This window comes from Butyrivibrio sp. WCE2006, from assembly GCF_000701985.1.
GTDB lineage: Bacteria > Bacillota > Clostridia > Lachnospirales > Lachnospiraceae > Butyrivibrio.
The window spans coordinates 72,545-99,017 of sequence record NZ_JNKH01000010.1 but is presented as its reverse complement, the minus strand read 5'-3'; the positions used below and the strand labels follow the sequence as shown (position 1 = coordinate 99,017).

The following is a 26,473-nucleotide window of genomic DNA, read 5'->3' as shown; positions in this document are numbered from 1 at the left end:
CCGCCTTATGATTCAATCAGCTGTGCAAGTCTGTCCCGTTGTGCAATCACTTTAGTTATAAGATCTGTATAGTCCATATCAGTTCCTGCCCGCAAAAGCTCGGTCATTTCGCTGGTTGGATCATAAATAGGCGTAAGGGCGAGATTCCCCAACACTCCTTTAAGTGCGTGGGCTGCTTCAAAAGCTTCAGAGAGTTTCTTTTCATCAAGAAGTTTTTGAAGTTCCTCATAACGTTCCCTCTCAAGAGCCTCCGGGATAAGCTCCAGATAAAATTCTTCATCATCAAGACATCTGGCAAGTCCCTCTTTGGTGTCTGCTCCGAACTCATTTAAAACATCAATGGTAAGCATGGCATCTCCCTTCTGAATTAGGTACTTCCTGAACGAAGATTCTTAAGAAAATTCAGCAATCCAAATTATCCAAAACCTCGTTAATCTCTTTGCTAAGCTCATCATTTTCATTTTGTATAAGCTTTTCAAAATCTTCAGTCACACAGGGCATGGAAAAGTAATAGCCCTGAATGATGTCGCAACCTGCATTCTTCAACAGGTCATACTGCTCCTGCGTCTCGACTCCCTCAGCAACCACCTTGACTTTAAGGGATCTGGCAATATCAAGCATGAGCTCTACCATTTTCATGTCCTTATTGCCCTCATGGATATTCTTCACAAACTGCATATCGAGCTTTAAAACATCAATAGGAATAGAAGTTATCATATTTAGTGATGAATAGCCTGTTCCAAAGTCATCCATCTCAATGGCAAAGCCTCTCTCCCTTAGCTTGTTCACGACGCTTATGATCTGCTCGGAATTCTCAGTATAGGCTGACTCTGTAATCTCCAGGTTGAGCATTCCCGGCGAAATCCAGTTATTCTGTACCACCGTGAATATTTCTTCATCCAGATTCGGAGCGCCTATATCCACTCTTGATACATTTACCGACACAGGAATCTTAATATCATATTTGACCATCCACTCCCCGACCTGTTTGGATACTTCGTCCCAGACATAATGGTCGAGCTTGTGGATAAGACCATTATCCTCAAAAAGCGGAATGAATTGATTCGGTCTCAAAAGTCCCAGCTCAGGATGTTCCCATCTCACAAGGGCTTCTGCGCTGTAAAGTGAATCCCGCTCTCCCTGAATAGCGTACTTGGGCTGATAATATATCTTGAACTGCCGGTTCCTGATTCCGCTTTGCATATCATTTATCAGCCTCTCATCAAGAGCCTCCTTCTTATGCATGTCATCGTCATAGACCGCAAGCTGAATGTTGTAATTCCCGCGGATGCTGTTACATGCAACTCTGGCTTTATCAAACCGATGCTCTACGGTGAGATCCATATTTACATTTCTGTAAACACCCATTCTTAGATATACTTTGGAATTATTCAGTATATACTCAAGGCCTTCTCCTATTTCTTTTAAAAGGCTGCCTGGATCTGAGCCGCTGGGAATATAAAGAAGGAATTCATCAGCTCCTCCTCTGCCTGCGATTCCGCCCTTATTTTTTGCAATTTTCTTTATACTGTGGGAAATTTTAATAAGGACATCATCCCCTGCTCGCCTGCCCTGAAGTTCATTTATCAGATGGAATTTATTAATATTAAAAACAATTGCATCCATCCCTGAATTCTTGTAATGGATATCTCTGAAATGGGAATACTCCATAAAAAAGTCATGGGTAAGAAGCCCTGTCAGAGCATCATTCTGAGTCGCACGGATCAGTCCTCTTCCCTCTCTGAGCTCAATAGCCCTGTCGATTCTGGCTCTCATAACCGTAGGATGCTGAAAAGGTTTAGAGATAAAATCAACGGCACCGAGCTTAAAGCATTTGACTTCTGAATCCTTCTCAGTGGTGCAGACAATAACCGGTATCTTCTTTAACACATTGTCGGATCTCATGAATTCAAGGACCTCCAGGCCATCCATATCAGGCATCATAAGGTCCAAAAGTATAAGAGAAATCTCATCGCTATATTCTCTTATGGTTTCAATCGTTTTTAACCCATCTGTAGCAAAGAGCACTTCGTAACTGTCTTTTACGACGTTTTCAAGCATCTTCCTATTGATGGGCTCGTCTTCAACTATGAGTATTTTCCTTCTTACACCAAGTTGGTTAACCATAGTAAAATCTCCTGAATCTTATCAACATGGTACTATTCTACCACTAATTAGTTTCCAATTGAGCAGACTAGTTATGAAAGTTGTATAAACTTTTGGAAAATTTTGGTTTCCATTGTAGAATTACGCACTGAAGCCGGCGGTTATTTTAAGAAAAAATTGTTGATATTGATTATAAGATCTTCTTTGGTGGCAGATTTCAGGATATAACCCTGCGGCTTAAGGCTTAATACCTTTGCAACGCTATCCTTCTTGCTTACCCCCGTAAGGAAAATTACCGGAATATCTTGAGTTCCTGCTTCGCTTCGCAGCATTTGAAGAACCTTAGGTCCGTCCACAACAGGCATTTCATAATCAAGAAGTATCAAATCAACCTTATTTCTGCTAAGAAAATTAATGCACTGAGCCCCTGAAGTCACAACATCCACCTTGAACTTTTCATCAAGCCACTCCTTAACCATTCTGGCATAGGCGGGATCATCATCTACGACAAGTATTCTCTTCATGGAAGCATGTCTTTCGTTATCTGAAAACGCTCTGTTTATCTCGCGCTCCAGCTCATCCATATCAAGGGGTCTGTTAAACCACCTGACACTATCTCCCAGAATAACAAATTGAGACATTATTATTTCTCTCAATCTGATATCACCAATCAAAAAAATGCATTTATCCAGGTCCCTTGCGTTATCAGCAAGATATAAAAGACATTTCATATATTTATCCGTAACGTCATCAGGCAGATATGCAATAAAAAGGGAAGCCTCTTCGACATTACTCTCGACGTCCTCGATCGTTGCCCTTGTCATAATCGGTGTATACCTAAGCTCAGATACCTTCTTCTCTATGCTTCTGACAATTATACTTTCCTTTTCACTTACGACCAAAATGCTTTTTCTTTCCATAATATAGCCTCTCTTTGGTCCTAAGGGGTACCGCTTCAGGTGGATTCCTTAGAACAATCTACAGTTTTCATAGCCTGTTTGACACTACCTCTCAAACCTGTCACTTCAGTAATTCTTCAATTCCTTCATAGTCATAATTATCATATTTTTCTTTAAGAGCTTCGAATTTTTCCTTCTCTGATTCAGGGACTGAATAATCCTCAATCTCTTTGAACGCCTCTGCTATTGAATCGGCGTCCATTGCTTTTGCAGCTTCTCCTATCATTTCATAGACGCTCTCCATGATAGTCATATCTGCCACAGGTTTATCTTTACTTTGTCCATCTTCATTGCTCTCTTCAAACAATGGCGCAAGTATTTCTCTGTATTTCTCATAATCTGAGAGCAAAGGTTCTGTCTTTTCTCTTATCAGTTCTATGTTATTATCTTTACCTGCATACTCCAGTTCCTGTGCCCTGTCACCTATATCAAGAGCCCCCACAAGTCTTGCGGAGCTCTTTAGTGCATGAACCTTTATCGTATAGTTCTCCCAGTCCTCATTTTCATAATACTCTTTGATTTCGGAAAACTTTACAGGAATGGATTCATAGAACACCTTAAGTACTGACTTTAAGGTCTTCTCAGAACCGCTGTTTTTTATAGCTGCTTCAGGGTTAATGCCTTCAATGTTCTCATACCACTTAGCCTCCCTTTTGATTTCTTCCTGCTCCAAAGAGGTAGCTTTAGCACTCACTGCCGATGCATTTCTCTTGGGTCTTGCTTTAATAAGCTTACCTTCGAAACTGAAGAAGTTTTCAAGATTATATTTGGTATTTATATTGTACAGATAAGAAAGTCCAAATGTTCCCGGTCCGCAATTGGATGAACCACCTGCAGACATTTTCTGGAAAATAACCGTATCAAAGGCAAATCTTTCATGTACCTTTTCTTCAATAATAAGCAGCATATCCTCCGGAATATCCGCATAGGTTATAAACAGCAGTCCATTATCAGGGCGCACTCTTGATGAAAATTCTCTTGAAATGAATTTATTAAAGCAGTTTTCCATCGTTCCCATAAACAGTCTGTCTACAACAAGCTGATTATTTCTCATTCTAAGTGAAGGACTGATTTCCATAGCAGTCATGAACTGACTGATTGCAGGATTTAAAAAGCCCTTCTTTTTAAGGAAATTGACATCCGAGATAATGAAACCGCAATTTATCTGCTTTCTGACATCCAAAAGCTCATCCACAAGCTTTTCTACAGGATAGTTAAGGGCTGCCAGCCTGCAGGCTATAAGCACCAGCATGCCTACTGCACTTGATAACAGCTGTGAGTCGATAACTATTACATTATCAAAGGTTTTTGCTGCCTCCGCAGCCCTCTCATATTCAACGCTGATGCTGCTTGATATTGCGATATAAATCACGTATTGCGCAGACAGAAGCTTTCTTGAAAAAAACTCAGTAAAATCTGCAACTACAGGAGGTTCCGTCTTAACCATTTCTCCGGTTGTATTTATGTAATATATCATCTCATCAGATACAGTTTCTATCCCGTCAAAAAATACTCCGGTCCTGGTTCTTATGGTGAATGGCAGCTGCTCAACCTGCAGATCACTTAATACCGTCTCGGGAAGATCACACATGGAGCTGGTAGTAATAAGAATAGGCTTCTTCCTGATATATCCCTTTGCGGTGTCCATGGTTTCACCGGTTTGTTCTTCACTGCCGTTTAGGATCACCTTTTCTGAAGAAAGGTTATTTATAAGGCACTGTTCAAGCTGCTTACCCGAAACAGGTTTAATGAGATACCCGTCAAACCCGCTCTTTTTATATAGCTCTTTGTTGTCAGAGCCAGCATTAGCAGTGAGAACAATTATAGGTGTGTCCTTATTCAAACCTCCTGTCTGCCTTCTTATATTTTCAAGGCATACGATTCCGTCCATCTCTGGCATTAGGTGATCCATGAAAATAAGATCATATTTTTTCTCTATAGTCTTTGTCAGAGCATCATTCCCATCAAGTGAGAGATCAATGCTCATACCGGTTCCGTCAAGAAGCTTTTCCTCAACCTGAAGGTTCATCTCATTGTCATCAACTATAAGGATTGATACATCAGGTGCTGTGAAGCTATTCTCATATTTGACCGCAGTAACATTAAAACTGTTTTCAATATTGATATTGCCTATGGGTTCTAATGAAACAATTCTCTGCTTTAGTGAAATACTGAAGGTGGATCCCTGGCCATAAACACTGTTTACAGTGATAGTGCCACCCATCAGATCAGTGAGCTGTTTAACTATGGACAGTCCAAGTCCCGTTCCTTCTATTTGTCTGTTCTTTTCCTTATCAAACCTCGAAAAAGCATCAAAAAGATATGGAATCACCTCCTGTTTGATTCCCATTCCGGTATCGCTGACACTTATATTCAAAATGACTTCATTTTCATTTAAGGCTTCACACTCAATATGCAGGGATACTGAACCCTTACTGGTATATTTGACCGCATTATTCAGAATATTGATCAGAATCTGCTTGATGCGCACTTCATCTCCATAGAGTTCTGAAGGAACTCCCGGATCAATATTTACCGTAAATAAAAGGCCTTTTTCCTGTGCCTTGAGCCAGACCATGCTTACAATTTCAGATATCATTTCTTCAACTTTATAATTGACAGGAACAATATCCATTCTGCCTGCTTCAATCTTGCTAAAATCCAAAAGATCATTTATAAGAGACAGCAGCATTCTCCCGGCACCCTGAATATTTTTCGCATCCTTTATAATTTCTTCTGATGCGTCCTCCTGTCTAAGGATGATCTCATTAAGACCAAGCACTGTATTTATGGGTGTCCTGATCTCATGACTCATACTGGAAAAGAATCGATTCTGAGAATGATTCAGTTCCTCTGCCTTTTTAGTCTGTTCATTTGCACACTCTGTTTCTCTTCTTAATAAACGAACCTGATACCAGACCAGACAAAATGTCAAAAGGCCTACAGTTATCGTTGAAAAACACGTGTCATATATTTCAACTTCCTTCGAATGATCGATGATTATTTCCGGATAAAAATATGAAGCAGCATACAAAGCTACGGTCAGAAGAGAAAGTACTACAATCGACACTCTCCTCCAGACACCGGTCATTACAATTCCAATATAAAGATACGCAAAGATAATCCAGACTGCACCGCCTCCGTTTACTCCACCTCTCAGAATAACAATTGCCGGTATGATAAAAAATATCAGACATACAACTGTAATCTTCTTACCGATCTCCACGCTGTGCAAATGCACTGTTAAAAAAGATACGATGGGGAAAAATGCCGCAATCTCAATAAAAATGACTGTTTCAACCAGATTATCTTTATACAGGATATCTCCGATGATGGTCAAAATACACGCTATTGTTGTTACTAAAGAAAAGACAATAAAAGTCTGTTCATTATTTGATCTTTTGCTACTGAAAATATCTTCTTTAATCTTCTCTATTATTTTCACAGCAGATCACCTCCCTTCTTTCCAATCCGGCTTTCAGGGAGTTTTTTCTTCATAACACTTTCAAACTCATTTGTATCAATGGGTTTTGCCAAAAATCCGTCAAATCCCTCCTTTTTAAACATTTCCTGCGCACCACTGAGAGTATTTGCGGTAAGCACAATAATCATCGGGTGTTTGCCGCTTCTTTCAGCATCTGTTCTTATGCGTTTCATACATTCAACGCCGTCCATCCCAGGCATCATATGATCCATGAAAATCAAATCAAAATTACCATTTTTGTATTTTTCAATCGCCTCGGCACCGCCACCTGCGGTATCTGTGATCATCCCATATTCTTCAAAAATAGCCTTCGCAACAATAAGATTAGCCGGTTCATCATCAACTATAAGGGTTCTCACACCCTCAAAAGCTGTTTTTACATTATTATCAGAGCTTGCGAAAATGTACTCCTGCAGCTCATTATTAAGAATTCTCGCAATTGGATAACCGTAGATAGGCTTGGGCATGAATGTTATCCCGCCTCTCTTCTCAGGCTTTCTGTCAGAAGGAACAACAACAGCCACAGCGATACCATCATCTGCAATTGCATCAAAGTACTCCTTAGACTCAAGATATTCCTCCTCACCGATGAAAATATGTGAGATATCCAGCCTCTCAATATATCTTTTTGCTTCATCAAAGGTGCCTGATACGACAAGCGGAAGTTTTAGCCCGATAGAAATATTTTGGGCCATATTTTTATAGTAGTCCCTCAACTCCGGGACCTCATATTTTTCATTTCTCAGATAGATAAGCACATTCCTTATATGTGTATAATCAACCTTTATACATTCAGCAGAATCTACTACCCTCTGCGGCACACTGATCTGAACCGTGGTGCCTCTGCCTTTTGCAGACTGTATCTTAACAAAGCCTCCCATCTTATGAACAAAGCCATAAACAACAGGAAGCCCCAACCCGATTCCGCCACTACTTCTGGTTCTTTTCTTATTTACCCGATGAGCACCTTTTGCTACTGCAGCGATGTCCCTTCTGGACATACCCATACCGGTGTCAGTAATCTGAATGATCAGATTTATTCCATAATCCCTTTGTGATGAATACACTCTTACATAAATGCCCCCGACTTCAGTAAACTTTTGCGCATTATCCATCAGTTTAATAAAAATCTTTTTGAGCCTTTTAACATCGCCATTTAAAAGAGTAGGTATCCTCGGGTCAAAATCAACTATAAGTTCCAGTTGTTTGTCAGCATTTTTTTGCTTAAAACGCTCAAGCATATCATTTATAAGAGATACTATCTCATAGTTATCTTCTGACAGAATCACATCTCCTCTCTTAATTTCTATGTAATCCTGTATATCCTCTATCTGATGTGAAAGTCTTACTCCTGCGTCATTTATGGCAATTATTTCTTCATCATGATTTCTCTTTCTGATAAGCTCAGACATTCCATTGATAATATTCACAGGCGTACGAAGCTCATGGGATATACTTGTCAGGAAATCATCCATATCATCCTGGTTGGCTTTTAATTTTTGATCGCTATCTGATTTGCTTTCTTCCAGCAAAAGAACACCTTTAACGTTTCGTCTGCAAACAAAGAAAACGCTGAGCACTACCATAATCTGTAGAACCAGCCTTGACAAATCCTGCACATTTACCTTCAAATTGCCTTGACTCACAATGAAAACAACATGAAATACCGTGATCAAAAAGAACTCTCCAAGAATGCAATTAAGCATATAGAATTTATTAAGGAGAGAGAAAATGGTCAGCATCATAATTATAATAATTGAAATATTTATGAAGCCGGCCATGCGCATGCTATAAAAAAATGTAGCAACTACGCCAAATATAAAATAAAAGGCTTCTCTGAAATTAGCCTCAAACATCTGCGTGACATGGATTATCCAAAGCCCAAGAATGCCGAGAATCATGGGAACAGACAGCCAGAATTCCCAGCTTTCTATAGCGCTTTCGATAGAAAGTCCAAGACAGCCGATTGACATTATTACTAATATAAAACGGTCTCTTCCCAATTTATCCATAAAATAGTCACCTATTGTAATACAAAAAATGATATACAGTAAAAACCTATATGTAATATCATTGTATCAGAATTCGTTTGCGCAAAATTAGAATACTCTGTTACAAAGATGAATTTTCTATAAACTATCGGTAAAAAAAGACTTTCTTATAATTATTGTGTCAAAAGATCAGTCGAAACAATCCTCTCCAAATCTTACCTTTGCATAAGCCTTGATAGCTTCAACGCATTTTGCAAAGCCAAGCTTTCCACTGTCCAGGCAAAGATCATAATTAAGAGCGTCTGTCCAATTGTGCCCTGTGTGATATTCATAATAATCAGCGCGGGCCTTGTCGATCTGAGCAATGAATTTTTCAAGCTCTTTTCCTGTCATGCTCTGAACCTTACCGGCTTCCTGCATCAGGAAATCGTGATCTGCATGAACAAATACCCTGAGGGCATTGTCATAATCCTTTAATACAAAATCAGCACATCTTCCGACAATAACGCAGGGTTCTCCTTTTTCTGCCAGCATCTTTATTGCCTTCGCCTGATAACTGAATATGTTCTCATCAGATGTAAAATCCGAGTCTCCCGGCTTTTTAACGCTGCCATCATAGATTGTAGATATAAGTGAGAGCTTATTCTTCCAGCTTTTCTTTACCTTCTCATCAGCATCAACAAAAAGGCCCTCATTTATTCCACTTATCTCAGATGCAACCTTGGAAAGTTCCTTGTCGTAATAGTGGATTCCAAGCTCGTCTGCTAGCATCTTACCTACAGTGCGGCCACCGCTACCATACTGTCTTGCTATTGTGATGACTATATTTTTCATGATATTCCATTCCCCCTAAGATTTACTCACCCAAATATGCTTTTCTGATTGATTCATCGCTTAGAAGTTCGTCAGCGATTCCTTCTTTTACGATGCTTCCTGTCTCCAGTACATAAGCTCTGTCAGCAATTGTCAGGGCTTTCTTCGCATTCTGCTCTACGAGAAGAACCGTAACTCCGTCCTTGTTCACATCCTCAATTATGCTGAAAATCTCATTTACAAAAATCGGAGAAAGTCCCATCGAGGGCTCATCCATAAGTATTATATCAGGATGAGACATGAGCGCTCTGCCCATTGCCAGCATCTGCTGCTCTCCTCCCGAGAGGGTTCCGGACAGCTGGTTTTTTCTTTCCTCAAGTCTTGGGAATCTCTTGTATACCATTTCCAGAGTTGACTGAAACTCGGCTGCATCATTTCTTGTGTACGCACCCATTTTCAAATTCTGTAATACCGTCATGTCGGCAAAAACTCTACGCCCTTCCGGCACATGAGCCATTCCCAGTGATACTATCTTATGCCCGGGTGTATGGACAAGATCGGTATCGTTATACATTATCTGTCCATCAGCAGGCTTTATAAGGCCTGAAAGTGTGTGAAGTATTGTGGTTTTGCCTGCTCCATTTGCACCGATAAGGGCAACTATTTCTCCCTTTTCAACATGAAAAGATATTCCCTTTAATGCCTTGATAACGCCATAGTTGACGCTTAATCTCTTTACATCAAGTAGTGACATTTTTTGCTCCTATAAATACAAATTTTATTCTCCAAGATAAGCTGTGATTACTTCAGGGTCTGCAAGGACTTCCTTCGTATTACCCTGCTTCAGTACACGGCCAAAGTTTAATACCGTCAGCTTTTCACAGATACCTGAAACCAGCTTCATATCATGTTCTATGAGAAGTATGGTCATATCAAATTCCTTACGAACAAGGGCTATCGTATCCATGAGTTCTGCAGTTTCATTCGGATTCATCCCGGCTGCCGGCTCGTCCAGAAGAAGAAGCTTTGGTGACGTAGCCATAGCCCTGGCAATTTCCAGCTTCCTCTGCTTACCATATGGGAGGTTACTTGCAAGAACATCTCTCTCCTTATCGAGATCAAATACTTTAAGAAGTTTCATAGCCTCTTCATCCACCTGCTTCTCCACTGCCCTGTATCTTCCGATATGAAGCACTCCTTCAAGTCCGCTGTAACGGAAACGCTCTGTAAGTCCCACTTTAACATTATCTATAACTGACATCTGATGGAACAATCTGATATTCTGGAAGGTTCTTGCTATACCTGCATGATTTATCTTAATGGTGTTGTCTCTGGTTATATCCTTACCATCAAGTCTGATCCTTCCTTCATTTGGTTTATAAACACCTGTCAAAAGATTGAATACTGTAGTTTTTCCGGCTCCGTTAGGACCTATCAGTCCGTAAAGCTCTCCCTTTTCAATTGAAATACCAAAGTCATCCACTGCACGGAGTCCGCCGAATGAAATACTAAGGTTATTAACTTCAAGTAATGCCATGGCTTACCTCCTCTTTTTGAATTTTGAAAGAATCATCTTTCTGAATATGATTACGTTAGGTGACCAGTTAAAGATCATCATCACAATCAGAACTATCGCATAGATAAGCATGCGGTAATTATTAAGTCCTCTTAAGAGCTCCGGCAGCATGTAGAGAATAACCGCAGCAATGACTGAACCTCTGATATTACCGATACCGCCAAGAACCACATATACGAGAATCATGATTGAAGCATTGTATCCAAAGTATTGTGAAGCAGCAGTAAGTGATGTGATATTGTGTGAAAAAAGAACACCTGCAGCGCCTGCAATTGCTGCTGAAATAGTAAACGCCATCATTTTATAGCCGGTAACATTTATTCCTGTTGCCTCAGCCGCAATGCTGTTATCACGGACAGCCATAATCGCACGCCCGTCTCTTGAATTTATAAGGTTCTGAACCACAAAAAGAGAAATCAGAAGTACTATAACAGCTATTGTAAAATTGGAATCGTGAGGGGTTCCGGTAATACCCATAGCTCCGTTTACTATTATCTCGCCCTCAGGTAAAAGCCCAAGTTCCATTGAATTCTTAAGAGACATATGAAGTCCGTTAGCATCAACTCCAAGATAGATGGCATTTATTACGTTTTTAATGATCTCACCAAAGGCAAGTGTAACGATCGCCAGATAGTCACCTCGAAGTCTCAAAACCGGAATACCTATAAGGAATCCGAACAATGCCGCAAATGCAATGCCCACTACAAATGCCAGAAAAAATCTGATGGGAGTAGGAAGCATATTCTCAGTAACTTTTGAAAAGAATGCACTGAAAAAAGCACCTATACACATAAACCCGCAATGTCCGATACTAAGCTCTCCCAGTATACCTACACACAAATTAAGAGCTACGGCGATTACCGCATAGTATGTCATGGGAACCAAAAGTCCCTTCATGTGACTTGAAAGATTTCCGGTTAATATTAAAATCTCCATTATGATATATGCCGCTATCACTATTCCGTATGTGATTAGCTGGTCCTGCATTCGTTTTTTATTCATCTGTTTACACCTTCTCCTGAATTTTTTTACCGAGAATTCCTGTGGGCTTAACCAAAAGCACGACTACCAGAATTCCAAACACAATCGCATCAGAAAGCTGTGATGAGATATATGTCTTACTCAGAATTTCAATTATTCCAAGAACAAGACCTCCTATCATCGCTCCGGGAATAGAACCTATACCTCCAAGTACAGCTGCAACGAATGCTTTTATACCGGGCATTGCTCCGGTATAGGGTGAAAGTGACGGATAGGCGGAACACAGAAGAGCTCCAGCTACAGCAGCCAGCGCTGAACCAATTGCAAAAGTAAGTGTAATTGTCTTATTTACATTTATTCCCATCAATGTTGCCGCACCTCTGTCCTCAGCAACTGCAAGCATTGCCTGCCCCTCCTTTGTCTTGTGTATAAAAAGCTGAAGGGCTATAAGAATCACGATGCTTACCGCAATAGTCACAATAGTAACTCCCTGTATCCTGAGAGAACCATCCCCAAAGGTTACGCCATTCCATTTAACAACTGATGAAAATGATTTGATATCTGCACCAAAGATAAGAAGTGCGAGATTTTCCAGAAAATAGCTGACACCGATAGCAGTGATAAGAACTGCCAGCGGAGAAGCTGCCCCTCTAAGCGGTCTGTAGGCTATCCTCTCGGTGGTGACACCAAGCAGGGTGCAAATGATTATGGCTGCAATTATTCCAACAAAGGTATTCCCACTTAATGTAGAACATATGGTGAAAATAACGTAACAGCCAACCATAATGAAATCACCGTGAGCAAAGTTCAGCATTTTGGCAATTCCATAAACCATAGTATAGCCAAGGGCGATAATCGCATATATACTCCCAAGGCTAAGCCCATTTATCAGATAGGTTAGAAAGCTCATAATTATTCCTCCAAAAAACTTTTCTATACACTGTATTGTATCATCTAAGTCACCTATAGTGTATAGAGAAAAACGAGGAACGCTGAGTGTTCAGCATTCCTCGCCGATTTAAATCATATTAAAGATTATTGAACGCTTTATCCTTGTTTATTGCGTTCCAGAAGTCATAGAAATCAGTCAGCTGATACGTAAGCGCCGTCCTTGATAACAACAGCCTTAGGCTCTTTGTTAGGCTCACCGTTTGCTTCCCAGCTCATCTTAGCAGATGTAAGACCTGATGCCTCGATCTCTGTCATGGCACTCTTGAGTGCTTCGCAGATGTCGCTTGTGCTTGTATCAGGAGTCAGTCCTTTTGCTTCAATAGCCTGCTTGATGATGAATACTGCATCATAAGCATCAGCTGCAAACTGGTTAGGAACCTCACCATACTTTTCCTGATAGTTCTTAACAAAATTAACTGTAAGATCATCTGTCGCATCAGCTGCGAAAGGTGTAAGAAGCATAAGTCCCTCAGCAAGTGATGTATCAAAATTCTCAACTGTAAGGATACCATCCATACCATCAACACCGAAGAATACCGGCTTGTAACCCATTGTGTCAGCCTGTGTAAGAATAAGTGAAGCATCCTTATAGTATATAGGAAGGAACACAAGATCAGCACCTGCATCCTTAGCCTTCTGAAGCTGTACAGAGAAGTCTGTGTTGTTATCTGCTGTAAATGCCTCTGCAGAAACTACTTCATAGTTTTTACCGTTTGACTCTTCAACAAACTTCTGATAAATTCCGCTTGAATATACATCTGAGCTGTCATAGATGATACCAACCTTAGTAGCAAGATTGTGATCATTTATATACTGAGCAGAAGCGATACCCTGGTTAGGATCTGAAAAGCATACACGGAAAACGTTGTCGTATTTTACACAGTCAACAGCTGAACCTGACGGTGTGATCTGGAACATGTTGTCCTCTTTTGTATACTCGGAAACTGCAATTGAGCATGCACTTGTTGTTGAACCTACAAGAACCTGCATACCCCAGTCCTTAAGTGTATTGTAAGCGTTTACAGATTTCTCTGCGTTAAGTTCATCATCTTCCTTGCTGTATTCAACCTGATATCCATTGATACCGCCAGCAGCATTAATCTCTGCAACAGCAAGCTCTGCAGCGTTACAAACTGCATTACCATATGCAGCCGCACCACCGGTAAGAGGTCCGATAGCACCAATCTTAAATACTCCTCCTGCACTCTCAGTACCCTGTGCGTCAGAAGCAGTATCAGCTCCTGCAGCGCCTCCATTTGCATTGCCTCCGCAGCCTGCTATTGTTCCTGCAAGAAGTGCAGATGCCGCCATAAGACTAACAATACTTTTAAGCTTCTTCATAATTTCTCCTCCTTAAAATCGTATTGGCACGATTACTTCGTAATCCTGCCCTTTCGGTCGGAACCATTCCAAATCATGATTTCGTCATGATGGCTCCCTAAAATCCATCGTGCGGATTTATGTTATTTAAGACTTTACAGTATTAAAGTCTTATTGTCAACCAATTTAAAAAATCACTTTATTATTTTTAGACTAAATATTGTTTTGTAATTCTGATAGAAAATGTTTATAATTTAGTCTGATATTGATTTTAGGCAAAAGCTAATAGTTTTGTCTGATATTGATTATGGACAAAACCTTATAGTTTTGTCCGACACTATTTTTTCTTATGTAGGAGGGTATTGTTTTGAAAAAAAGAATTGTGAAGTTGTTACTGATGAGTGTAACAGCCGGTCTTCTTGCGACCGGTTGCGGAGCTGCCGGTAGTAGCCAGGCAGCATCTGCAGAAAAATCTGAAAGCGCAGAAGCTTCCGAAAGTATGGAAGAATCTGAAGACTCAGAATCATCTGAGAATACGCAAGAAACTAAAAACACATCAACATCTGAAAATGCAGACGAAACTAATGATTCAGCAGCATCTGAGAACGTAGAAGGAGCTGAAACCACAGAGGAATCTGAGAACCTGGAAGAATTAACAGATGTGGATCAATCTGATGTTCCTGCAGATTTTCTGCAGAATCAATGCGGCAAAGTCAAATTCAAGGACTTTGATGAAGCTATCTCATATCTTCAGGACGGCCAGGGCTATGCAACTGTAAAGGCTTATGGTTCCGATGAAGAATTACTCGCAGTCGCTGATAATGTTTTCCTCGCTGATAATACCACAGATGATGCTTCAATTTATGCAGTTGACGGTGACCAGGTTCGTTTCCTTGGCGTCGTTTCAGGAAATGGAAGTTCCTTCCCTCTGAGAGTTGATGAGAACAACATTATTTACGGCGGTGATAATCACACCTATCAGACATATTTCCTTACTTCAAATGATAATGGCGTTCCGTTAATCATGCAGAAGGACTACATCTATGATAATTTCGATGGCACATATGGAGGATTTACAAGGAAGGACGATACACCTCGTGTGTCAGATGATTTTGTAGGAGGTCAGGAGGAATTTGAAGCTCTTTTGTCTGAGAGAGACAGCCTCCCTGCCATTGAATTCACTATCGTTGGGAATCCTGAAGAAAGCACAGATTAAGTGATCAATCGTCTAATGAACCTGAGTAGTATAGCTGCTTTAGATTTTAGGGGCAATTGGAGTCAACTTGTGTAATCTTCGCAAATTGACTCCATTTTTTTTGAAATATCTTTTGCAAAAGCTCACTTTATGCTAGAAAAAGTAAGTCAATATTAAGGAAATATCCTTTCAGACTGAACAAAAACGAAATAACGATAACTTTTACCGCAAAGTCAAACCCATTTTAACAAACAAGCACTTGCAGTTTTATCTGATCATGGCGACAGCTTCCTGAATTGTTGAAACTCCTATAATCTTAATATCCTTAAAGGCTCCCTTAAGCTTTGCTTCTGCACTTTTGGGAACTATACAGGTCTTAAAGCCAAGTCTTGCTGCTTCAGAAACACGGACATCAGGCATGTTTACAGAACGGACTTCTCCTGAAAGACCAACTTCACCAAAAGCGATAAGATCATCAGGAATAGGTCTGTTTCTAAAACTTGATACTATTGCCATGCACATCGAAAGATCCAGGGCCGGCTCTATTAGCTTCATTCCACCTGCAAGATTTATATAGCAGTCATATGAAGAAAGTTCCAGTCCTACACGCTTTTCAAGCACTGCCATAAGAAGATTTACTCTGTTGTAATCAGTTCCGTTGGCCTGTCTTCTCGGAAAATTGAAATTAGTATGGCTGACCAACGCCTGAATTTCTATAAGGATTGGTCTTGTTCCTTCCACAGAACAGGTCACGATTGAACCGCTGGCATTCTCAGGCTTTCCCTCAAGCATAAATTCCGAGGGATTCTCGACCTCGATCAGCCCCTCCTGTCGCATTTCAAAGACACCTATCTCATTGGTAGATCCAAATCGGTTTTTTACTGCTCGAAGAATTCTGTAGGATGCATGTCTGTCACCTTCAAAATAAAGAACAGTGTCTACCATGTGTTCAAGCACTCTTGGTCCTGCAACGGTGCCCTCTTTAGTTACGTGTCCAACGATGAAAACTGAAATTCCAAGTTGCTTCGCGATTCTCATAAGGACAGCGGTGGACTCCCTTACCTGGGATACGCTTCCGGGTGCGGAGCTGACATTCTCATTAAACATGGTCTGAATTGAATCTATTATAACTATCTCAGGTGAATGCCTTCTTATCACTTCCTCTATTGTGCCAAGATCAGTCTCGCAGAATAAATTCATATCATCAGAAAAATCACCTATTCTGTTTGCTCTTAGCTTTATCTGTTGAAGCGATTCCTCACCTGAAATATAAAGGACTTTCTTCTTATCTGCAGCAAGGAGTCTTGCGGTCTGAAGAAGAAGTGTTGACTTACCTATTCCCGGATCTCCTCCCACAAGGGTAAGCGAACCCTTAACAAGACCACCCCCAAGGACTCTGTTAAGTTCTCCTATGTGCGTATCATATCTGTCCTCTTCATTTAATGTTATTTCTGAGAACTTCATGGGCTTGGTCTGAGGCTCTCCACCTACTACTCCGGATATTGATGATTTCTTGCTTGATTTTCCGGTTACAGAGGGCTTTATTGTCTCCTCTACAAACGTATTCCACTCCCTGCAACCGGGACACTGCCCCATCCACTTTGCAGATTCATAGCCACAGTTCTGACAATAAAATACTGTTTTTATCTTTGTTGCCATTATTTTGGTACTCCCCTTTTAACGCATTCTTCCGGCCAGATATGGATACCGTAAGCTCCAAAAAATATACACTAACGTTAACCAGTTCCTACATAATTCATTTATTGCTTATCTTCAATTTCTGGTCCCATATTATTCATTTTTGCTCATCTTCATTGCATGCTCACATATAATTCATTTAATGCTCAACGGCAATTCCTAATGTCGTTTATTATCAAAGTAAAAGGGCTGACAAGCAGCCCTTTTTATCATTTGTATTTATTTATGAATTTCTACTTTTGATGGAGCAGTTCCAAGCGGTACGCTCAAGCTAAGCTTTCCACCGACTCCTGTTTTCATCGGCCCGATATTCTTGCCATCCACGAGTACGTGATACTCTGCATTCTCTTCAAGACCAACTGTAATCTGTGCATCTCCCGGTCCTTCAACCTCAAAGGCTACGCCTGAATCACTTTCTCTAAAGTGTGTAACTGTTGTCCCCGGCACTGATTCATAGAGGAACATCTCATTTTGTTCCAGCTTGGTAATGTCCTTAAATGTCTTGACCTTCAAAATGTTTCCTTCATGTTTGAAGTTATCAAGCTTGTTCTTTTCAGGTAATTCATAATTACCAAAGCTTATAGTCCCATCAGATTCCGCTCTCAGTAACTGTTCTACGACAGCCATTTTCTACCTCCTATTTGATTATTCTGTTTATAAATATAACAGAATAATTGTACAAAGTATTTTTACTGCTTTAATTATATAGCATCCTACTCATTTTTTTTATTAAAACTTTATGAATCATTTCGATTTTTTGGATACTGATTTCTTGGCAGTAGTTTTCCCGGTTGCCTGTTTCTTAGAGGCAGTTTTACGGGTGGTCTGTTTCTTGGCACCAGCCTTCCCGGAAGATTTCTTCTCTGAGGATTTCTTATCTGCGTTGTCAATTCCACCCTTCTGTGAAAAAACAACCTTGTCATCCTTGATGCCAATTGTGACATTGCCGTCACGTTTAATATTACCCTTCAGAAGCTCCTCAGCCATAGCATCTTCAATAACTGACTGTATCGCCCTCTTAAGCGGTCTTGCACCCATCTTGGCATCAGAGTATTTCTTAACCAGGAATTCCTTCACAGCCTGAGTCATGGTAAGGTTGATATCAAGCTGTTCCTTGCATCTCTTTGCAAGATTCTTGCTAAGAAGAGTCACAATCTCCATCATCTCATCGTTATTAAGCGGATGGAATACCATGATCTCATCGATACGGTTAATGAATTCCGGCTTAAAGAGGCGCTTAACCTCTTCCATTACGCCGCTCTTCATGTGCTCGTAATCCTTCTTCGCATCAGATGCGGTATCAAAGCCAAGTTTCTTAGGCTCAATGATTCTCTGAGCACCAACGTTTGATGTCATTATGAGAATAGTGTTTTTAAAGCTTACCTTTCTACCCTTTGCATCTGTAATATGTCCATCATCAAGCACCTGCAAAAGTACGTTGAATATATCAGGATGAGCTTTTTCAATCTCATCAAACAAAATTACAGAATAAGGATGGCGTCTTACCTTTTCACTGAGCTGACCGCCCTCATCATAGCCTACATATCCCGGAGGTGATCCGATCATCTTGGATACGGAGTGACCTTCCATATACTCAGACATATCAACTCTTATAAGGGCATTCTCATCGCCAAACATAGCTTCAGCAAGTGCCTTGGAAAGTTCTGTTTTACCAACACCTGTAGGACCAAGGAAAAGGAATGATCCAATAGGTCTGTTTGGATCCTGAAGACCTACTCTTCCTCTTCTGATAGCCTTGGAAACAGCAACAACTGCATCCTCCTGTCCGATAACTCTCTGATGAAGTATCTTTTCAAGCTTAAGAAGTCTCTCAGACTCTTTCTCTGCGATCTTCTTAACAGGAATCTTGGTCCACATAGCCACTACTTCAGCTATATCATTCTCAGTAACTACATAATCTGCGTTTTTCTCTTTCTTATCCTCCGCAGCCTTCTTACGATTGAACTTCTTAATAAGTGCTTCCTGCTCGCGGTGAACCTCTCCGGCTCCGGCAAAATCTTCCTTAGCAAGAAGTTCTTCAATCCTGCCATCCATCTCTCTGATGTCCTGCTCCATCTGGCGAATGGCAGCTGATGAACCCGTGAGACGAAGTCTTACTGCTGATGAAGCCTCATCTATAAGGTCAATTGCTTTATCCGGGAGATTTCTGTCATTTATGTAACGACTGCTGAGATCAACCGCTGCCTGAATAGCTTCAGGAGTGATCTTTACATGATGATGCTCTTCATATTTTCCGACAATTCCGTTAAGGATAGCAAGAGTCTCATCTCTGTCCGGTTCCTCAACGCTAACCGGCTGGAAACGTCTCTCAAGAGCAGCGTCCTTCTCAACATACTTGCGATATTCAGTGATGGTTGTTGCACCAATCATCTGGATCTCGCCTCTTGCAAGTGAGGGCTTAAGGATATTGGAAGCATCGATCGCACCCTCTGCACCACCGGCACCGATAAGGGTATGCATCTCATCAACAAAAAGAATTATATTGCCGTCATCTATGACTTCTCTGATGACACGCTTAATACGTTCCTCAAATTCTCCACGATATTTTGATCCAGCGATCATACCTGACAGATCCAAAGTCAGAAGTCTCTTATTCTGAACAGTAAAAGGCACATCTCCTGAAATGATTCTCTGGGCAAGGCCCTCCACTACTGCTGTCTTACCTACACCAGGCTCACCTATAAGGCACGGATTATTCTTGGTTCTGCGGCTAAGTATCTGAATCACACGCTGAATCTCATTATCTCTTCCGATAATTGGATCAAGCTTGTTATCAGCAGCCAGTGCCGTAAGGTCACGACTGTACTGGTCAAGCATGGATGCCTTTTTATTGGCGTTCTTCTTTCTTCCAAGGTCTTCCTTAACCAGGTTCACATCCTCGCCCATGGCGGACAATGTCTCTGCATAAATCTTCTGAATAGAAACATTCATAGTTCCTATAAGACGTACAGCAACATTCTCCCCTTCCTTGATAAGTGCAAGAAGTATATGCTCAGTTCCAATCTTCTCAGCACGGAATCTGTCAGCCTGTCTTGCAGCTTCATTAAGGACATTCTCAGCTCTTGGAGAAAATCCCTCTTTATCAAGAAGTGTAAGATTACCGCCTTCTACAATGAGGTCTCTGATGACATCCATCATCTTATCCTCATTAATTCCATTATCAATAAGTATTCTTGAAGCTACGCAGCCTTCAGTTTTTATAAGGCCCATCAAAAGATGCTCAGTTCCAACATAATTGAGCTTTAAGGTCCTTGCGGTTTTTCTTGCGAGCTTCAGCGCTTCCTGCGCTTTCTCTGTATATTCTTTACTCAAGTAGGCTCCTTTCTTCGCATATTTTCCATATTACCTGCGAAAAAGTATTTGTTCATCACAGCCCGTAGTCACTATAGATATTATCTACGAGTTCATGTATTTCATTCTTAGTCACACCTTTACACATGGCTCTCGCCAAAACCACGCTCAACATATCGTGTGCCTCATCCAGTGCCTCCAGCTTGTTTAGATCAATAGCTATTATAGCACCTCTTCTCCTGTCAATCTTAACAAAGCCCTCCTGCTGTAAAATGGAGTAAGCCTTATTGACCGTATGCATATTAATGCCGATCATCTCAGCCAGCTGCCTGACACTTGGGAGCTGTTCTCCCTCCCGGAACTGAGACGTGGCAATTCCCATTATGATCTGATTGCACAGCTGAACATATAAAGCCTCGTCACTGTTAAAATCAATTTCAATTACCATGGCAGTCTCCTTTCCTGTGATACGTCTAGTATAACAAAGGATGCCAGGTTGTCAAATAGGAATCTATAAGAAAAAATCCACTTAAATCGTGAAAAAGCTTGCTAAGTGCTCTCTTCAAACTAAATAAAGAGTTGTAAGTAAAAAGACCGCGCAACAAAAGCTGCGCGGTCATACCAAACTCTATAAATATTAAATACTTAGTTACGATCTTCATCATCCAGATCAAGGAATTCAAATTCAAAATCCTCATCATCAAGAAGGAAGTTGCGGGACTTACGTCCTGTAGGAGCCTGTGGAGTTACCTGTCTGGGAGCATCATTTCTCTCACGTGAAGGAGCTACTCTCTCAGGTCTCTCTGCTCTGCTTACTCGCTCTGATCTCTCAGGTCTCTCTGGAGTTATAGGTCTTCTTGCCGGCTTGTCATCCTGAAGAAGAGATGCAGCAGAACCCATAGGAGCATTCCTTCTGGGTGAAGTTGTTCTCTTGCTGTCAGCTACTGTTCTTCCAAGAGACTTGGGCTCATCATTTTCGTCCTTATCAAAGAATCTCTTAGCAGGCTTCTGCTTCGGAAGATCATCGTACTTGTTCTTCTTCTGAGGTGCAGCTTCTTCTTCCTCATCCTCGTAATACATAGCATCACGAAGCTTATAAACAAGGAGAAGAATACCAAGTACCAGAATTGCGATAACTACTGCCATTCCGATAAGAGCACCTTTAAGCTTGCCTACCTGCTCCTGAAGTGCATTAGCCTGCTGACCTGCCTTGGCATAATCTAAAAGATCACCGAGCTTAACCTGTGTACTCTCAACGTTATCATAGAGATACCAAACCTGATTGCCGGTTCCGTCATCCTTATAAGCAAGCGAAAACTCACCGTTACCTACATCCACAGGATTAGCTGCAGGCTGCTCTGCGGGCTGTTCACCCTCTGCAGGCTGTCCTTCAACTGCTTCGCCTTCTACAGGCTGTTCACCTTCAGTGGGAGCCATCTCTCCGCTCTCACCCTGAGGGTCATCTGCAGGTGCTTCTGCAGCAGGAGCACCCATTGTCAAAAGGTCAGCTCTTACAAATCCTGCTCTTCCGCTCTCACCAAACTTTATCTGATACCATTTCTTGGAATCAGTTCCCTGTGCTTCTCCTGTAACAGTAACGCCATCCCCGTTTTTAACGGTTCCGACAGTAGTATATCCTGTGCCTGCACCTGATCTTACATTAGCACTTTCTACAGAAACCGTAGCAGCCTGTTCAGCAACAGCTGTAACCTGTGTCTCAGGAAGTGATGCACTTGCTGTACCGGCATCAGTACTCTTGGTCTCACCTGATTTCGAAACAAGGTCACTTCTGATATATCCGTATTCATTCCCATTTACATAAATTCTGTACCACACATATCCTTGCGAATCTGTAGTCTCATCAATAATATCAACCTTGTCCCCCGAATCAAGACTTGATACCTGCTGGGAAGATGTGCTCGCTTCTGATCTGACCTTAACATTTGATGATGTTACGGTACCTGTAGCAGCCAGTGCTACGATGGGCTGTCCAAAAGCCAATACACCGGCAGTCATTATAGATGCCGCATATATGGCACTTTTCCCAATTTTCCTACTCATCATACCTTAATACCTCCGGTTGCAAGTGCATTATTTTTTTAAATCCAATGCACAAAATATTTCTGTCTGCTGATAATTACAACTCAACATTTGGTGCTAGTATACCACAAAGCCACTATATTTTCATCCACCAAAGGATATTTTGCAGTCATATATTACAAAATCACCTGGCCCTGTGCTCTGCTCATGCAAGCTCCACTAAGCTCGACAATACCTCGCTAAGTGCTCTGCTCAAACAAGAGCTGTGAAAAAGCTCTCTTTTCCACAGCTCTTTATTTAATATTTTCTTTGCTTAAGAAAACAATCGCTTACGCTTCTTCGATAGCTTTACCTATATCATGGCGCATGTATTTATTCTCAAAACTTACCCACTCTGTAGCTTCGTAAGCTTTCTGTCTTGCTTCCTTTAAGGTATCGCCCTTTGCTGTAATACCAAGGACACGGCCACCATTTGTTACGACCTTGCCGTTTTCATCAAACTTTGTTCCGGCATGGAAGCAATAGTAACCATCCTTATCCTTGAAGTTCTCAAGGCCTGTAATCTCCTTGCCTTTCTCGTAGCTTACAGGATAACCGTCTGATGCAAGTACAACACAAACTGCTGCCTTATCCTCAAACTGAAGGTCAAGCTCATCAAGAGTACCGTCAATAACTGCCTCGCAGACTTCGATCATATCTGTCTTAAGTCTGGGAAGAACAACCTGTGCTTCAGGATCACCAAATCTTGCATTGTACTCAAGTACTTTGGGTCCGTCCTGTGTAAGCATAAGTCCAAAGAATATTACACCCTTAAATTCTCTTCCCTCTGCTCTCATGGCATCTACTGTCTTCTGATAAATGTGCTCCTTGCAGAACGCATCCACCTCAGCTGTGTAGAAAGGACTGGGTGAAAAGTTACCCATTCCCCCTGTATTTAAGCCTGTATCGCCATCTCCTGCTCTTTTGTGATCCTGAGCAGAGCTCATAAGCTTTATGGTCTTTCCATCAACAAATGAAAGAACAGATACCTCGCGACCTGTCATGAACTCCTCGATGACCATCTTCTTACCGGCATCACCAAACTTTCTGTCCTCCATGATCTGGCGGACACCTGCCTTGGCATCTTCCTTTGTCTCACAGATAAGAACGCCCTTACCAAGAGCAAGTCCGTCTGCTTTAAGAACAATCGGATACTTGGCATCTTCAAGATATTTAAGTGCTTCCTCGGGATCCTCAAAAGTCTCATATGCTGCTGTTGGAATGTCATACTTTTTCATAAGATCCTTGGAAAATGCCTTACTGCCTTCCAGAATAGCGGCATTCTTTCTGGGACCAAATACTCTGAGTCCCTCTGCTTCAAAAGCATCAACAATTCCGCCTACTAGCGGATCATCCATACCTACAATAGTAAGATCAATTTCCTTTTCCTTGGCAAAGCTTACAAGCTTATCAAACTCCATAGGTGAAATGGCAACGCACTCAGCAAGCTCTGCAATGCCTGCATTTCCAGGCGCACAATAGAGCTTATCAAGATGCTTACTTCTTGAAACCGCTTCTGCTATTGCATGTTCTCTGCCTCCCCCACCAACTATAAGTACCTTCATTTCTTCCTCCTCTTGTGTATTGGCACGATTACTTCGTAATCCTGCCCTATCGGTCGGAACCATTCCGAATCATGACTTCGTCATGATGGTTCCTCCTCTGTAAATGCTGGTTTATATCTGACTCAGTACGATTGGATACGGATACCGTAAGCGTCCAAAGGTCGTGCACTAACGGTATCCGCTCATCATATAAACATTGATCTGCGAGGCTCAAAGCTCGTCAGGATCATAACCATCAATTATAACTTTGCCATCCTCAATTCTGATTTTCTCATTGGCTATGAGATCGATTGCCTTGGGAAGTATCTTCCATTCAGCCTGCTCCATAATGCGCTGCTGAAGACTCTTTGCGTCATCATCAGGTCTTATCATCACAGGTTTTTGTAAAATGATAGGGCCGGTATCAGTACCCTCATCAACAAAATGAACCGTTGCTCCCGATACTCTGACACCTCTTTCCAGCGCTTTCTCATGAACCTTAAGTCCATAGAAGCCTGTTCCGCAAAATGACGGAATAAGTGAAGGATGAATATTTATGATTCTGCCACTGAATGCTTTAACGATTTTTTCAGGAATCACAACAAGACATCCTGCAAGCACAATAAGATCCGGATTCTCAGCCACCAGTAAATTATAGAAAGCATCATTAAAAGCTGCGCGGTCCTCAAATTCCCTGGGTACAAGCACCTCTGTCTTTATTCCGTGCCTTTTGGCGCGCTCTATAGCGTATGCGTTTCTGTTGTTACTAAAAACCAGACCGATCTTAGTATTGGTTATAGAACCATTATCTATGGCATCAATTATTGCCTGAAGATTTGTTCCTCCACCGGAAACAAGGACTGCAATGTTTAGCATATCTCTACTCCCTTGTCACCTGCCTCAACAGAACCTACGATCCAAGCCTTCTCTCCTGACTTCTCAATAGCCTCAAGAGTCTTCTCTGCGTCTGCAGGATCAACTGCTATAACCATGCCAAGACCACAGTTGAAGGTGTTGAACATCATATGCTCTTCAAGATTACCAGTCTTCTGCATGAGCTTGAAGATAGCAGGAACCTCATAACTGTCCTTCTTAACTACAGCCTTGCAGCCTTCAGGAAGCATTCTCGGAATATTCTCATAAAAACCACCGCCTGTTATATGGCTGTAGCCTTTAACTTTAACGCCGGCATTTTTGATGCCCTTAACCATTTTTACATAAATTCTTGTGGGCTCAAGAAGTGCCTCACCAAGTGTGCAGCCCAGCTCATCGTAGTACTTTTCAAGGCTTTCCTTAGTCATATCGAAAACCTTTCTTACAAGTGAAAAGCCGTTGCTGTGTACTCCGCTTGAAGCCACACCGATAAGTGTGTCTCCGGGCTTAATTGTACTTCCGTCAATCATGTCAGCCCTGTCTACAACACCTACAGCAAAACCTGCAACATCATACTCATCCTCAGGCATAAGTCCGGGATGCTCTGCTGTCTCACCACCTACAAGGGCACACTCTGACTGCTTGCAGCCTTCTGCCACGCCCTTAACGATTGCTGCGATCTTCTCAGGGTAATTCTTACCGCAAGCTATATAATCAAGGAAGAATAACGGCTCACCGCCGGCACATATTACGTCATTAACACACATCGCAACAGCATCGATACCGATTGTGTCATGCTTATCCAAAAGAAAAGCAAGCTTAATCTTTGTTCCTACTCCGTCAGTTCCCGAAAGAAGAACGGGATCCTTCATATTTTTAATATTTGCAAGGGAAAATGCTCCTGAAAATCCTCCGATACCACCAAGAACTTCGGGTCTTGTGGTCTCCTTTACATATCCCTTTATCATCTCCACTGACTTGTAGCCTGCTTCGATATCAACACCTGCGTTTTTGTAGTTAAGCTCTGACATTTTTTCCTCCGTTTAATACACTTCACAATTAATAATTTTTATATCCAACTTCCTGAAGATGCTCATCCTTCTTAACAACGGCATCCTTAAGACCCTTAGAATATTCCTTAAGCTTATTAAGAAGCTCCGCATCACTTGTAGCAAGAATTTTTGCTGCAAGAAGTCCTGCGTTCGCGCCACCATTTATGGCAACTGTTGCAACAGGAATACCTGTGGGCATCTGAACGATGCTGTATAATGAATCTCTTCCGCCTAATGAAGTTGTATGCATGGGAATTCCGATAACAGGCATAGGGAAAATTGCGGCGCACATTCCCGGAAGGTGTGCTGCCATTCCTGCTCCGGCTATAATGACTTTAAAACCTTTTTCCTCAGCGCTCTTCGCATATGTAAAGAACTCATCGGGTTCACGATGTGCTGATATAATGTTCATCTCATAAGAGATACCCAGCTCATCAAGTATCTGTGCTGCTTTGGACATAACCGGCATATCCGAATCCGAGCCCATAACAATTCCAACCTGTGCCATATTGCTCCTCCTGTTACCAAAAAAAATAGAA

21 protein-coding genes are annotated in these 26,473 nt (G+C 41.4%); 1 reads left to right on the top strand and 20 read right to left on the bottom strand.

Going from position 1 to position 26,473, the window contains the following annotated elements:
- Positions 1-5: 5 nt before the first annotated feature.
- The 11 genes from T501_RS09010 to T501_RS08960 all read right to left on the bottom strand — a co-directional run bounded on the left by T501_RS09010 (position 6) and on the right by T501_RS08960 (position 14,202).
- Positions 6-350 (bottom strand): Hpt domain-containing protein, encoded by a 345-nt coding sequence (locus T501_RS09010; RefSeq protein ID WP_050008225.1) that lies wholly within the window; start codon positions 348-350, stop codon positions 6-8.
- Positions 351-402: 52 nt separating this feature from the next.
- Positions 403-2,127, bottom strand: a complete 1,725-nt coding sequence (locus tag T501_RS09005; protein ID WP_044914382.1) for a two-component system response regulator — start codon at positions 2,125-2,127, stop codon at positions 403-405.
- Positions 2,128-2,267: 140 nt separating this feature from the next.
- A complete protein-coding gene (locus T501_RS09000) occupies positions 2,268-3,026 on the bottom strand; it encodes a response regulator (protein WP_044914380.1) in 759 nt (252 codons plus the stop codon).
- Between the two features lie 100 nt (positions 3,027-3,126).
- Positions 3,127-6,510, bottom strand: a complete 3,384-nt coding sequence (locus T501_RS08995) for a DegV family protein (protein ID WP_050008224.1) — start codon at positions 6,508-6,510, stop codon at positions 3,127-3,129.
- Positions 6,507-8,561 carry a hybrid sensor histidine kinase/response regulator gene (locus T501_RS08990; RefSeq protein ID WP_044914378.1) on the bottom strand — a complete coding sequence of 685 codons (2,055 nt, stop codon included), beginning with the start codon at positions 8,559-8,561 and terminating at the stop codon, positions 6,507-6,509. Before T501_RS08990 ends, T501_RS08995 begins: the two co-directional genes overlap by 4 nt.
- 168 nt (positions 8,562-8,729) lie before the next feature.
- A complete protein-coding gene (locus T501_RS08985) occupies positions 8,730-9,374 on the bottom strand; it encodes a cytidylate kinase-like family protein (protein ID WP_026511172.1) in 645 nt (214 codons plus the stop codon).
- 22 nt (positions 9,375-9,396) lie between these two features.
- Positions 9,397-10,107, bottom strand: a complete 711-nt coding sequence (locus tag T501_RS08980; protein ID WP_026511173.1) for an ABC transporter ATP-binding protein — start codon at positions 10,105-10,107, stop codon at positions 9,397-9,399.
- Between the two features lie 24 nt (positions 10,108-10,131).
- Positions 10,132-10,890 (bottom strand): ABC transporter ATP-binding protein, encoded by a 759-nt coding sequence (locus T501_RS08975; RefSeq protein ID WP_026511174.1) that lies wholly within the window; start codon positions 10,888-10,890, stop codon positions 10,132-10,134.
- A 3-nt stretch (positions 10,891-10,893) separates the two neighbouring features.
- Positions 10,894-11,931 (bottom strand): branched-chain amino acid ABC transporter permease, encoded by a 1,038-nt coding sequence (locus tag T501_RS08970; RefSeq protein ID WP_026511175.1) that lies wholly within the window; start codon positions 11,929-11,931, stop codon positions 10,894-10,896.
- A gap of 4 nt (positions 11,932-11,935) precedes the next feature.
- Positions 11,936-12,820, bottom strand: coding sequence for a branched-chain amino acid ABC transporter permease (locus T501_RS08965; RefSeq protein ID WP_044914377.1), 885 nt, complete (start codon positions 12,818-12,820; stop codon positions 11,936-11,938).
- Between the two features lie 173 nt (positions 12,821-12,993).
- Positions 12,994-14,202 (bottom strand): ABC transporter substrate-binding protein, encoded by a 1,209-nt coding sequence (locus T501_RS08960; RefSeq protein WP_026511177.1) that lies wholly within the window; start codon positions 14,200-14,202, stop codon positions 12,994-12,996.
- Between the two features lie 346 nt (positions 14,203-14,548).
- Between T501_RS08960 and T501_RS08955 the strand changes: the two genes are divergently transcribed.
- Entirely contained in the window at positions 14,549-15,397 is an 849-nt protein-coding gene (locus T501_RS08955) for a hypothetical protein (RefSeq protein ID WP_044914376.1), read from the top strand.
- A 246-nt stretch (positions 15,398-15,643) separates the two neighbouring features.
- Here T501_RS08955 and radA read toward each other — a convergent pair whose 3' ends face one another.
- The 9 genes from radA to purE form a co-directional block, all read right to left on the bottom strand.
- The gene (gene radA, locus T501_RS08950; protein WP_044914375.1) at positions 15,644-17,035 is read right to left on the bottom strand and encodes a DNA repair protein RadA; all 1,392 of its coding nucleotides are present in this window, start codon (positions 17,033-17,035) and stop codon (positions 15,644-15,646) included.
- Positions 17,036-17,293: 258 nt separating this feature from the next.
- Entirely contained in the window at positions 17,294-17,701 is a 408-nt protein-coding gene (locus T501_RS08945) for a hypothetical protein (RefSeq protein ID WP_026511179.1), read from the bottom strand.
- Between the two features lie 117 nt (positions 17,702-17,818).
- Positions 17,819-20,407: an ATP-dependent Clp protease ATP-binding subunit gene (locus T501_RS08940; protein WP_044914374.1), complete on the bottom strand. Its 2,589-nt coding sequence runs from the start codon at positions 20,405-20,407 to the stop codon at positions 17,819-17,821.
- 55 nt (positions 20,408-20,462) lie between these two features.
- Positions 20,463-20,834: a GntR family transcriptional regulator gene (locus T501_RS08935; RefSeq protein ID WP_026511181.1), complete on the bottom strand. Its 372-nt coding sequence runs from the start codon at positions 20,832-20,834 to the stop codon at positions 20,463-20,465.
- Between the two features lie 197 nt (positions 20,835-21,031).
- Positions 21,032-22,450 (bottom strand): SH3 domain-containing protein, encoded by a 1,419-nt coding sequence (locus T501_RS08930; protein WP_044914373.1) that lies wholly within the window; start codon positions 22,448-22,450, stop codon positions 21,032-21,034.
- A 305-nt stretch (positions 22,451-22,755) separates the two neighbouring features.
- Positions 22,756-24,030, bottom strand: a complete 1,275-nt coding sequence (gene purD / locus T501_RS08925) for a phosphoribosylamine--glycine ligase (protein WP_026511183.1) — start codon at positions 24,028-24,030, stop codon at positions 22,756-22,758.
- A gap of 210 nt (positions 24,031-24,240) precedes the next feature.
- On the bottom strand, positions 24,241-24,885 hold the full coding sequence (gene purN / locus T501_RS08920) for a phosphoribosylglycinamide formyltransferase (RefSeq protein ID WP_044914371.1): 645 nt from the start codon (positions 24,883-24,885) through the stop codon (positions 24,241-24,243).
- A complete protein-coding gene (gene purM / locus T501_RS08915; RefSeq protein WP_026511185.1) occupies positions 24,879-25,913 on the bottom strand; it encodes a phosphoribosylformylglycinamidine cyclo-ligase in 1,035 nt (344 codons plus the stop codon). The genes purN and purM overlap by 7 nt, the downstream gene beginning before the upstream one ends.
- Before the next feature lie 28 nt (positions 25,914-25,941).
- Positions 25,942-26,442, bottom strand: a complete 501-nt coding sequence (gene purE / locus T501_RS08910; RefSeq protein ID WP_026511186.1) for a 5-(carboxyamino)imidazole ribonucleotide mutase — start codon at positions 26,440-26,442, stop codon at positions 25,942-25,944.
- Positions 26,443-26,473: the final 31 nt, after the last annotated feature.

Excerpts from the sequence above, each read along its gene's own strand:
- T501_RS09010 (WP_050008225.1), bottom strand. The coding sequence starts at position 350 with ATGCTTACCATTGATGTTTTAAATGAGTTCGGAGCAGACACCAAAGAG.
- T501_RS09005 (WP_044914382.1), bottom strand. The coding sequence starts at position 2,127 with ATGGTTAACCAACTTGGTGTAAGAAGGAAAATACTCATAGTTGAAGAC.
- T501_RS09000 (WP_044914380.1), bottom strand. The coding sequence starts at position 3,026 with ATGGAAAGAAAAAGCATTTTGGTCGTAAGTGAAAAGGAAAGTATAATT.
- T501_RS08990 (WP_044914378.1), bottom strand. The coding sequence starts at position 8,561 with ATGGATAAATTGGGAAGAGACCGTTTTATATTAGTAATAATGTCAATC.
- T501_RS08985 (WP_026511172.1), bottom strand. The coding sequence starts at position 9,374 with ATGAAAAATATAGTCATCACAATAGCAAGACAGTATGGTAGCGGTGGC.
- T501_RS08980 (WP_026511173.1), bottom strand. The coding sequence starts at position 10,107 with ATGTCACTACTTGATGTAAAGAGATTAAGCGTCAACTATGGCGTTATC.
- T501_RS08975 (WP_026511174.1), bottom strand. The coding sequence starts at position 10,890 with ATGGCATTACTTGAAGTTAATAACCTTAGTATTTCATTCGGCGGACTC.
- T501_RS08970 (WP_026511175.1), bottom strand. The coding sequence starts at position 11,931 with ATGAATAAAAAACGAATGCAGGACCAGCTAATCACATACGGAATAGTG.
- T501_RS08965 (WP_044914377.1), bottom strand. The coding sequence starts at position 12,820 with ATGAGCTTTCTAACCTATCTGATAAATGGGCTTAGCCTTGGGAGTATA.
- T501_RS08960 (WP_026511177.1), bottom strand. The coding sequence starts at position 14,202 with ATGAAGAAGCTTAAAAGTATTGTTAGTCTTATGGCGGCATCTGCACTT.
- radA (WP_044914375.1), bottom strand. The coding sequence starts at position 17,035 with ATGGCAACAAAGATAAAAACAGTATTTTATTGTCAGAACTGTGGCTAT.
- T501_RS08945 (WP_026511179.1), bottom strand. The coding sequence starts at position 17,701 with ATGGCTGTCGTAGAACAGTTACTGAGAGCGGAATCTGATGGGACTATA.
- T501_RS08935 (WP_026511181.1), bottom strand. The coding sequence starts at position 20,834 with ATGGTAATTGAAATTGATTTTAACAGTGACGAGGCTTTATATGTTCAG.
- T501_RS08930 (WP_044914373.1), bottom strand. The coding sequence starts at position 22,450 with ATGATGAGTAGGAAAATTGGGAAAAGTGCCATATATGCGGCATCTATA.
- purD (WP_026511183.1), bottom strand. The coding sequence starts at position 24,030 with ATGAAGGTACTTATAGTTGGTGGGGGAGGCAGAGAACATGCAATAGCA.
- purN (WP_044914371.1), bottom strand. The coding sequence starts at position 24,885 with ATGCTAAACATTGCAGTCCTTGTTTCCGGTGGAGGAACAAATCTTCAG.
- purM (WP_026511185.1), bottom strand. The coding sequence starts at position 25,913 with ATGTCAGAGCTTAACTACAAAAACGCAGGTGTTGATATCGAAGCAGGC.
- purE (WP_026511186.1), bottom strand. The coding sequence starts at position 26,442 with ATGGCACAGGTTGGAATTGTTATGGGCTCGGATTCGGATATGCCGGTT.